This is a genomic window from Pseudoalteromonas sp. SW0106-04, assembly GCF_001293805.1.
Lineage (GTDB): Bacteria > Pseudomonadota > Gammaproteobacteria > Enterobacterales > Alteromonadaceae > Pseudoalteromonas > Pseudoalteromonas ruthenica.
On sequence record NZ_BCAI01000010.1, the window covers coordinates 179,757 to 189,219 of the forward strand.

Consider the following 9,463-nt stretch of genomic DNA (forward strand, 5'->3'; position numbering starts at 1 on the left):
TTGGCATTTGTGCTATGCGTTGCGTTTTGTGTTTAAGGTGGTATGCGGGAGCTTCGGTATTGCGTTGCTCACACCTTAACAGGACGTTAAGCGACAACAGTGATATCTCAACTTATGGATGACTTATTTCAAATTATGGATACGTTTTTTTCGGCATTATCTGGCTGCGCCGCTGCCATTGCAGCTTACTTCTCATTCCAAGCTATAAAAGAAGCCAAAAAGCATGTATTTCTAACTAAAAAAAATGATGTAGCAACGAATATCAATTTCTTATACAGAAGGTTCCAGCTCGAATATGAGACTTTCTATATTTCCAAGTATTTAGGTAATCAGGAAATTATCGTATCTTCTAAATATTTCGTAGATGAAACGTTGTTCGAAAAGTTTATCGAACTTTTTCAGAAGTTACATAGCTTAGAGCATAAATCTAAGTCCGGCGCTGAAATAAGCGGCCTACTAAACGAAGTAGATCAACTATTTAAAGACATACTTCCAAGCAAGAGGCTTGATGAATAACTCTCGCCTAACAAAAAATTAAGTCACTCACTTCGTTCTTTGAGAGGCATGCATGTGGGCTGCTTCGCAGTATATTCCACGCGCCTACGACTCTTATTTAAAAGTTAACTTTCTTACAGAGGAATTAAGTAAGCACCGAATATTGTTGATTGTGGCTGCGATGTTCGTAGCTTCACTTATGGTCGCTCCGGTATCAGGGTTTGTTTTCATCATTCATTGGCATAGTAAGCAATTAGCCGAGTCTTTGAATCATAAGTAAGGCGTTAGAGCCGCAGGGAGTTGTAGTGAAAAGTTTAGTTGCCTTTATAGTTTTGTTTTGGAGTGTATTTGCCACTGCGAGTGACACGATTCAGTGGGGTAATTTAGCAACGATCGATCAAGAATCTATTCGATTAAAAGCTAAGGAATATATCCACAACGCTATGCCTGAAATTAGAGGTGTTGAGGTTAAGTTAATTAATGTCAGTGCTAATTACGACTTCAGATACAAGCGTTCGACTATGCAAGTCATGTTCATGCATTCAATGTCTTTTGTGGAGGGTGAAGGTAAAGAGCAAGTTGTTTATGTTGGTGACAAACCACAAGTCATTAAAATGAATAAGATACAGTACGTTTTTATAGACTTTAAAGGAAATGGTGAGGCCACCCAACATAGAGTTGAGCAAGTTCCTTTTCATGGCTCTAAACAAGTATTTATGGAAGAGTTCAGTAGATTCTAATATCACCCATTAGTGCGAAGCGCTGAGACAACACCTTACAGGTTCTCACAAAAGCTCTCCATGCGTGTCTATCTCCGCTAAAGCCGCCATTGGGTAAATAAATTTTACCGACAAAAAAGCCGGCAATAGCCGGCTTTTTTGATATTAGCGATTAGCGTAATTCATTGGGCATGTTAGTTTGAGCCCAAGATAATAGCTCCACACGGTTACGACACTTGGTCTTACGAAACGCACTGTATAAGTGGGTTTTAACCGTATGCGGGCTGATATTTAAGTCTTCGGCAATTTCTTTGTTCTTAGCGCCTTTACTCATTAACGCGACGATGGCTTTCTCGCGCTTGGTCAGCTTCACCGGCTCAATATCACCTTCGGTGAGTTTGTGCAGCGAATCTTTATTAAATTGCAGCATGCGGTTCAGCACGTTACACATAACATCACGGCGATACCACAACTGGTTTTCTTGAAGTAAGCGAATGCCTTTCATCATCACATCGGCATTATCTGTGGTGTAAAATACGCCACGAATACCACTTAGTAGCGCCCGATTAGCGAGCTCTGGATTCTCATCTAGATTGAACAGCACAATGTCACATTCCACTTTTAAATTGACTAAGTGCTCTTTTAAGCGACTCCACGCATCGTCTGATGATGTTTCGATAAATAAGTAAGTGGTGCCAGGCTTAACCTGAGCAACGTCGGTGCCTTTATGGACTTCGAGTCCCTGTGTACGCAGAAGTGGCTCAAGGACATTGACGCCTATTTGGTTGATGGGGTCTTGTTCAAGTAATAGAAAGACAGTCTTACTCATTGTGGTTAGCGGCTCTTTTACATTATTGCCACTATCGTATCATGGAGCTCACTTCTTTTGTATTAGGTGGCTCAGAATTATTAGTGAAAAAAGATTAATAATCTTCAACTTCCGGGTATATACAGGCAGAATGCAAGGTACAGGGCAGTGGAGCCAATGATAACACCTTCTTTACCTCTGCCCATATTTGTTAACCTTATAAAAGATAAGCGAAAGTTATACTTTTTTCTTATCCTGATAAGGAGGCCAACCCATTTCTTTGCCGGCCAGCATGTGCAAATGAATGTGGTAAACAGTTTGTCCGCCATGATCATTGCAATTCATTACTACGCGATAACCTTCATCTGCAAAGCCTTGTTCTTTAGCTAGTTTTGCAGCAACAACATACAAATGCCCGACTGTGGCGGCATGTTCGTCGGTAATATCGTTAATGGTGGCTATCGGGGTTTTTGGGATAATAAGCACATGGAACGGCGCTTGGGGATTAATATCTTTAAATGCTAAAGCATGTTCGTCTTCATACACGATATCTGCTGGAATTTCGCGGTTAATAATCTTACTGAAAATGGTTTCTTCACTCACGGTGTGGTCCTTATCTTTTCATGGATGAGCCAGTAATGACAAAGAAAAGCAGAAGTGTCAAACTGAAGCTTAATCCATTTGCTAACAAGGAAATGACTATGTGGAAGAAAACGATAATGACCAGCCTAATAACACTGGCTTTGGCCCCTCAGGTGCAGGCCGAGATGGTGTACTTCCCTGAGGAAATTATTCCGTTACAGGTGGATGATAAAGAGATAGAGCAGTCATTTTTCTCAACGGTCGATGAATTGGAGTTAGCCCCAGGGCAATACCGCTTGAAGCTGCAATACAGCGATTTGTATGAAAGTGGGTTTGATGATCATCAAGTGGTGGAGTCAGAACCATTTTGGGTAAATTTAGAGGTAAAAGCGGGCGAGGATTACGATGTGATCTTTGAGCGTGCCAGTAATGCCGCAGCGGCCGAGCTTTATGCCGAAGCACCGACAGTGCGTTTACAGGCGCGGGGGCAAAAATTAGCGGCGCCGATGGCTTCTGTTGCGCCAGCTGAGGCACCACAGGTGAAGACGGTAGTCAGCGCCAATAACCCTGATAAAGAGAGCCTTGAAGCGGCCCAAGTTGTGGTTAATAACAACGTCAGTGCTGCGGCTATGCTGGACTTTTGGTGGCAGCAAGCCAGTGCGCAAGAGCGCCAAGCTTTCTTGGAGAAAGTAAAAGCAAACCAACAATAGTAAAACTAGCATCGTTGTTACAAGTACAAAAAAGGGCGAGATTTCTCGCCCTTTTTGCAACGTTTAAACTGGCCAAGCCCAGTTACTTGAATAAGGCGTCGATCGTACCTTGTGCTAAGGGGTGATAGCCTGGGCGTGCGCCCTGATAAACGTCATACGCCCAGTCGCGCTTACCGTTAGCGATAAGTGCTTTGTATAAGGGCACAATGAGTTTACGGCGGCCAATGCTGCTCAAGTGCTGGTCTAATGCAGGGTAAATCGCTTCATAACCATTGCCTACCGCTAACATAAACCATGCAAACGCCACTTCTTTATTTGTCGATGCCGTGAGGTTGAACTGTGCGTCTAGCTCTGCCATTTTATCATTGTTTAAATCACGCGGCAGATTGTTCAAAAAGTGCAACCACTCGTGCACAGTCCAGTCAGCCGTTGGCAAGTCGCTGAGCTGCTTATCGCCTGCTAGCCAAGCTTGAGTGTGTGCATCTACTTTATCAAACACGTCAGAGGTAGGGTTAGGCGCATCGGCGGGTAACCCTGGCTGGTAAATCCACTCTTTTGCTTTTTCTAAGCTGACCACTCCAGGGTGGGCCTTTAATAAATGCTTGTCTAAGTAGGCTACAAACTCGTCGGTAGTCACAGATTGGAAAGCGTGATCGCTAAAATATTGCTTCACAAAGGTATCGAAGGTGTCACGACCAAATTGCTGCTCCAAGTAGATAAGGAACAATTGACCTTTGGTGTATGGCACTGAGCTAAAGGCATCGTCTGGGTCACGGCCGTTTAGCTTTAAGTTTAGGCGCGTATCGGGAGCGTCAATGGTTTTTAGTTGAGCGCGTAACCCGGCGCTATCCAGAGCTTGCTCCATCACTGCGCGCTCGCGGCCAAATACCTCTTCCATGATGCGGTTTTCCACATACGAGGTGAAACCTTCGTTAAGCCATAAATCTTCCCAAGTCGCGTTCGTTACCAGGTTACCAGACCATGAGTGGGCCAGCTCATGAGCGATAAGGTTCACTAAACTCTTATCACCGGCGACAACGGTTGGGGTGATAAAGGATAGGCGCGGGTTTTCCATACCACCAAACGGAAAGCTTGGTGGCAGCATGAGTAAGTCGTAGCGGCCCCATGCGTATTCACCGTACATACCTTCGGTTTTATCAATCATCGCCTGAGTGTCATTAAACTCGGCGACTGACGCATCAAGAATTTGAGGCTCAGCAAAAATAGCGGTTTGATGCGACATTTCCTTGTATTCCAGGTTACCGGCACCGATAGCGATCAGGTAGGGAGGAATGGCCTGCGGCATATCGAAGAAATAATCGCCGTCTTTAATGAAAGCCCCGGTATTGTCGGCACTCATTACTGCACGCACATTTTCTGGTGTTTCAATGCGGGCGCTGTAGGTTACGCGCATCGCTGGCGTGTCTTGAACTGGGATCCAGCTACGGGCATGGATAGCTTGCGATTGGCTATACATGAACGGCTGGGTTTTGCTCGCAGTTTGCTCTGGCGTAAGCCACTGCAAGCCAGAAGCTTGTGGCAAGCTGTTGTAGTAAATTCGTACTTTAGGAGCCTGCTTTGCGAAGCGAATAGTCAGCTTGGCGCCTTTAACATCGTTGCGCTGGGCTAAGGTAAAGTCTGCTTTATGCCATTTGCCTTGGTTGTCTTCATAAATAACGCGATCAATTTCCAAATCGCGAGTATCAAGCACCAAGGTGCGCGCACTTTTATCTTTCCACTCAAGGCTATGTTCCACAAAGCCTTCAAGTTGTTTGTCGGCGAAATCAACATCTAAGTCTAAAAAAAGGTGAGTTGAGACAACTTCATCCAAGTTGGCATAGGTGTGTTCATCTTGGGCTGCTAACGCATGCTGGCTTAAGCCTGCCATGGCCAATGCCAAAGCGAGTGGTTTTAATTTCATAGTATCCTCAGACCGAGCGAAATAAGAAGAACTCGTTATACCAGATCTCAACCAGCACTGACAGCTATGTCAGACGAGCTCCTTGGGTTACACTAGCTTTGCCTTAAGTAATAAATTAATGACAAGAGAGTGCCTTTTGCCTGCATTACAAAGCCTTCATACTTTTGCCCTTGCGGCCCAGTGCCAACAACTGTTGATTGTCGAAGAACCTGAACAGTTGCATGATATTGATTTTACGCAGCCGTTTTGCGTGCTGGGTGAGGGCAGCAATACTATTTTTACAGCCCCGTATCAGGGTAGCGTGGTGTTAATTGCCAACAAAGGCTTGGTAATAGAAGAGCATAACGATGCGTGGCTACTGCATTGTGAAGCAGGTGAAAACTGGCATCAGCTGGTGCAGCAAAGCTTAGCCTTGGCAATGCCAGGGTTAGAAAACTTAGCACTGATCCCCGGGACCGTGGGCGCAGCACCTGTGCAGAATATTGGGGCCTATGGTGTTGAATTGGCACAATTTGTAGATTACGTTCAAGGTTACGATATTACTGAGGGTTGCTTTCACACTTTGCGTGCTGAGGGGTGTGAGTTTGGCTATCGCGATTCGATATTTAAACATGCCTTAAAAGAGCGTTTTATTATTACTCGGGTGGGTTTGCGGTTACCGAAAGCGTGGCAGGCAAATACCAGTTATGGGCCATTGCAAGAGCTGTATCAACCCACAGCACAACAAATTTTTGAGCAAGTGGTCGCTGTGCGCCAAAGTAAACTCCCTGACCCCTATCAACTAGCTAATTCAGGCAGCTTTTTTAAAAACCCAATTTTGCCGCGCCAACAAGTGACTAGTCTTCGACAACGCTACCCCCACATGCCCTGTTACGATGTGGATAACGAGTACCAAAAAGTAGCGGCGGGCTGGCTAATTGAACAAGCAGGGCTAAAAGGTTACTGCATTGGTGATATTGCTGTGCACGATAAGCAAGCTTTAGTTTTGGTGAATCGTGGCACGGGCACCGCAGAGCAACTTACGGCAATGATTCAACATATTCAGCGCACTATCTTGGCGCACTTTGGCATTGCTTTGGAGCATGAAGTGCGATTGCTGGGCGCACAAGGTGAAATCCATGTGGAGGCTGACAATGAAAGCGCCTGATGGCAATAAACTGGCTATATTGGAGCGTCTCAATCAAGGACGCTTTTTGTCTGGTCAAGTGCTAGGGGACGAACTGGGCATAAGCCGCGCTGCAGTTGCCAAACATATCCACTCGCTGCAAGAAATGGGCATCGACATTTATAAGGTCAATGGTAAGGGTTACCGTATTAGCCGACCATTAAGCTTATTATCTCAACCAACAATTACCGAGGTGTATGAGCAATTACAAAGGCAGGCGGGGCGCTTCGAAGTACAACCGATTATCGATTCTACCAACAGTGAGCTTATGCGCCGTATCCAGGCGAATAGCCTTGAGCCTGATACGGTATTAGTGGCGGAAATGCAGCGCCAAGGCAAAGGGCGTCGCGGTAGAGTGTGGCAATCGCCCTTTGCGGCGAATTTATATTACAGTTACTACTGGCGCTTAGACGATGGCATGCATGCTGCAATGGGGCTGTCTATTGCCGTCGGCTTGGCCATTTATGACTGCTTAAAAGCGCTTTATGGCTTAGAAGTACAGTTAAAGTGGCCGAATGATGTGTTGGTCGCTGGGCGAAAATTAGCCGGAGTATTGGTTGAGCTTGACGGCACCGCCGAGGGGCCCTGTCACTTGGTGATTGGTATCGGCTTGAATGTCAGTATGCCCGACAACGCGGCTCAGCATATCGACCAACCTTGGTGTGACCTTAACGAATTTACGACCGAATTAGACAAAAACCAACTAGTGGCGGCGTTGACTTGCTTCTTACAAAAACGCTTATATCAGTATCAGCGTCAGGGGTTAACGCATATGCATCAGCAATGGAATGATGTGCATGCGTTTGCCGGTCAATGTGTGGAGTTGAGCTCTGGCAACAACCATTGGCGCGGAATTTGTGAGGGCATTGATGAACAGGGCGCGGTGGTGATCCGTGTTGATGGCCAGAGTAAGCGCTATTTTGGTGGCGAAATCAGTTTGCGAGCGACGACATGAAACTATTAGTAGATGCTGGTAATTCGGCAGTAAAGCTAATGTTGGCCACAGAGCAAAGTGAGCTCAGTGCTGTGGGGCTGCAAGAAGTGCCTTGGTCACACGTGGAGGAGGTGCTGGTGTCGGCGGTTGCTGAATCCAGTGCGCTGACTCAGGTGCTGGCATTGGCGGCAGCGCAAGGCAAGCAAGTGCACTACGCTCGCGTGAGTGGCCATTGGCAGCAGTTGCAGTGCGCTTATGAGAACCCCAATACCTTGGGAATTGACCGCTGGTTGGCGGTGATCGCCGGTTACAGTGAAAACCCGCAAGGCGAGACTGTGATTGTGGATGCGGGCACAGCGCTGACGATTGATGTGGTAAACAGTGAACACCAACATTTAGGTGGCTATATCTTGCCTGGTCTCGATCTTACCGAGCACAGTATTGTTAGTCGCGCACAGAAAGTGTTCAGTGTTGATGGCTTGCGTCGCCATATCAGTCCTGGGCGCTCGACACCCAGCGCAGTAAAAAATGGTGCCTTGCTCAGTGCTTTGGGAGCCGTGGAGTATGTTCTTTCACATTATTGTCATGGCGATCAGGCGCAGTTATATATAACTGGCGGTGATGGTTTAGCGTTACATAACCACCTGAAGGCAAGTGTGTATCGGCCGCATTTTGTTTTTGAAGGCTTACTTAAGTGGCGAATTGGTGCGCAAACTGTTTAAAAACCCGCAGTTCTGCGCGAATATTGAACGTTTAAGCACGAAACCGTAACTTTTTTTGATTTTATAGTTGCATCACTCAAAACCATGCCTTAGAATCTCGCCCCGTACTAAAGCAGTGCCGACTTAGCTCAGTTGGTAGAGCAACTGACTTGTAATCAGTAGGTCATCCGTTCGACTCGGATAGTCGGCACCATTTTCCTCAACTTGGAAAGGCTTTAGAAAGAATTTTAGCGTGGAGGGGTTCCCGAGCGGCCAAAGGGATCAGACTGTAAATCTGACGGCATTGCCTTCGCTGGTTCGAATCCAGCTCCCTCCACCACTTTTATTCTTGACGGTTAGAGGTAGTTAAGAACAGGTTCCTAAAAGCGGGCATCGTATAATGGCTATTACCTCAGCCTTCCAAGCTGATGATGCGGGTTCGATTCCCGCTGCCCGCTCCAGTTTTTCTGGTGTGCTGATATAGCTCAGTTGGTAGAGCGCACCCTTGGTAAGGGTGAGGTCGGCAGTTCAAATCTGCCTATCAGCACCAGTCCCTGACTTTTCCTGAATTACTCCCTTTGATTTGTCTAAAAAATATTCAATAATTGAAGAATTGAATTGACCGGCGCTTGCGTCGATCGTTTGATATGTAATCTAGATACACAAAAACTTATAGGTTCCGTCATGGCAAAAGAAAAGTTTGAACGTTCGAAACCGCACGTAAACGTAGGTACAATCGGCCACGTTGACCACGGTAAAACAACTCTAACTGCAGCGATCACTAACGTACTAGCAAAAGTATACGGTGGTGTAGCACGTGATTTCGCACAAATCGATAACGCTCCAGAAGAGCGTGAGCGTGGTATCACAATCGCAACTTCACACGTAGAGTACGACACTCCGACACGTCACTATGCACACGTTGACTGTCCAGGACACGCTGACTACGTTAAAAACATGATCACAGGTGCTGCACAGATGGACGGCGCGATCCTAGTAGTTGCGGCTACTGACGGTCCTATGCCACAAACACGTGAGCACATCCTACTATCTCGTCAGGTTGGCGTACCTTACATCATCGTATTCATGAACAAATGTGACATGGTTGATGACGAAGAGCTACTAGAGCTAGTAGAAATGGAAGTACGTGAACTACTTTCAGAGTACGACTTCCCAGGTGACGACCTACCACTAATCCAAGGTTCAGCTCTTAAAGCGCTAGAAGGCGAGAAAGAGTGGGAAGACAAGATTGTAGAGCTTGCAGAAGCACTAGATTCTTACATCCCAGAGCCAGAGCGTGACATCGATAAGCCATTCATCATGCCTATCGAAGACGTATTCTCAATCCAGGGTCGTGGTACAGTAGTAACTGGTCGTGTAGAAGCGGGTATCATCAACGTGAACGACGAAGTTGAAATCGTAGGTATC

The 9,463-nt window shown here is 46.2% G+C and carries 10 protein-coding genes and 4 tRNA genes; 11 read left to right on the plus strand and 3 right to left on the minus strand.

What is annotated here, in order from left to right:
- Nucleotides 1-114 precede the first annotated feature (114 nt).
- A complete protein-coding gene (locus W04_RS12760) occupies nt 115-516 on the plus strand; it encodes a hypothetical protein (protein WP_053911099.1) in 402 nt (133 codons plus the stop codon).
- A gap of 284 nt (nt 517-800) precedes the next feature.
- Nucleotides 801-1,235, plus strand: coding sequence for a hypothetical protein (locus W04_RS12770; protein WP_053911101.1), 435 nt, complete (start codon nt 801-803; stop codon nt 1,233-1,235).
- Nucleotides 1,236-1,386: 151 nt separating this feature from the next.
- Here W04_RS12770 and W04_RS12775 read toward each other — a convergent pair whose 3' ends face one another.
- Both W04_RS12775 and W04_RS12780 read right to left on the minus strand, forming a co-directional pair.
- The gene (locus W04_RS12775) at nt 1,387-2,043 is read right to left on the minus strand and encodes a helix-turn-helix transcriptional regulator (protein WP_022946419.1); all 657 of its coding nucleotides are present in this window, start codon (nt 2,041-2,043) and stop codon (nt 1,387-1,389) included.
- Nucleotides 2,044-2,259: 216 nt separating this feature from the next.
- Entirely contained in the window at nt 2,260-2,625 is a 366-nt protein-coding gene (locus W04_RS12780) for a histidine triad nucleotide-binding protein (protein ID WP_045979365.1), read from the minus strand.
- A 98-nt stretch (nt 2,626-2,723) separates the two neighbouring features.
- Between W04_RS12780 and W04_RS12785 the strand changes: the two genes are divergently transcribed.
- Nucleotides 2,724-3,314 carry a DUF2057 family protein gene (locus tag W04_RS12785; protein ID WP_053911102.1) on the plus strand — a complete coding sequence of 197 codons (591 nt, stop codon included), beginning with the start codon at nt 2,724-2,726 and terminating at the stop codon, nt 3,312-3,314.
- Nucleotides 3,315-3,396: 82 nt separating this feature from the next.
- Here the strand turns inward: W04_RS12785 and W04_RS12790 are convergent, their stop codons facing one another.
- Nucleotides 3,397-5,235 (minus strand): M1 family metallopeptidase, encoded by a 1,839-nt coding sequence (locus tag W04_RS12790; RefSeq protein ID WP_053911103.1) that lies wholly within the window; start codon nt 5,233-5,235, stop codon nt 3,397-3,399.
- A gap of 118 nt (nt 5,236-5,353) precedes the next feature.
- Between W04_RS12790 and murB the strand changes: the two genes are divergently transcribed.
- The 8 genes from murB to W04_RS12830 form a co-directional block, all read left to right on the plus strand.
- A complete protein-coding gene (gene murB / locus W04_RS12795) occupies nt 5,354-6,382 on the plus strand; it encodes a UDP-N-acetylmuramate dehydrogenase (protein WP_082342233.1) in 1,029 nt (342 codons plus the stop codon).
- On the plus strand, nt 6,369-7,355 hold the full coding sequence (gene birA / locus W04_RS12800; protein ID WP_053911104.1) for a bifunctional biotin--[acetyl-CoA-carboxylase] ligase/biotin operon repressor BirA: 987 nt from the start codon (nt 6,369-6,371) through the stop codon (nt 7,353-7,355). Before murB ends, birA begins: the two co-directional genes overlap by 14 nt.
- Nucleotides 7,352-8,056, plus strand: coding sequence for a type III pantothenate kinase (locus W04_RS12805; protein WP_053911105.1), 705 nt, complete (start codon nt 7,352-7,354; stop codon nt 8,054-8,056). The genes birA and W04_RS12805 overlap by 4 nt, the downstream gene beginning before the upstream one ends.
- A gap of 117 nt (nt 8,057-8,173) precedes the next feature.
- Nucleotides 8,174-8,249, plus strand: a tRNA-Thr gene (locus tag W04_RS12810).
- Between the two features lie 41 nt (nt 8,250-8,290).
- Nucleotides 8,291-8,375 (plus strand) — tRNA-Tyr (locus W04_RS12815).
- Between the two features lie 46 nt (nt 8,376-8,421).
- Nucleotides 8,422-8,496: transfer RNA gene (locus W04_RS12820), tRNA-Gly, on the plus strand.
- Between the two features lie 13 nt (nt 8,497-8,509).
- Nucleotides 8,510-8,585: transfer RNA gene (locus W04_RS12825), tRNA-Thr, on the plus strand.
- Nucleotides 8,586-8,719: 134 nt separating this feature from the next.
- A partial coding sequence (locus tag W04_RS12830) for an elongation factor Tu (RefSeq protein ID WP_138590946.1) occupies nt 8,720-9,463 on the plus strand: 744 nt, incomplete at its 3' end.

What these genes read in the sequence shown, in the direction of transcription:
- W04_RS12760 (WP_053911099.1), top strand. Translation starts at nt 115, where the DNA reads ATGGATGACTTATTTCAAATTATGGATACGTTTTTTTCGGCATTATCT.
- W04_RS12775 (WP_022946419.1), bottom strand. Translation starts at nt 2,043, where the DNA reads ATGAGTAAGACTGTCTTTCTATTACTTGAACAAGACCCCATCAACCAA.
- W04_RS12785 (WP_053911102.1), top strand. Translation starts at nt 2,724, where the DNA reads ATGTGGAAGAAAACGATAATGACCAGCCTAATAACACTGGCTTTGGCC.
- W04_RS12790 (WP_053911103.1), bottom strand. Translation starts at nt 5,235, where the DNA reads ATGAAATTAAAACCACTCGCTTTGGCATTGGCCATGGCAGGCTTAAGC.
- murB (WP_082342233.1), top strand. Translation starts at nt 5,354, where the DNA reads ATGACAAGAGAGTGCCTTTTGCCTGCATTACAAAGCCTTCATACTTTT.
- birA (WP_053911104.1), top strand. Translation starts at nt 6,369, where the DNA reads ATGAAAGCGCCTGATGGCAATAAACTGGCTATATTGGAGCGTCTCAAT.
- W04_RS12805 (WP_053911105.1), top strand. Translation starts at nt 7,352, where the DNA reads ATGAAACTATTAGTAGATGCTGGTAATTCGGCAGTAAAGCTAATGTTG.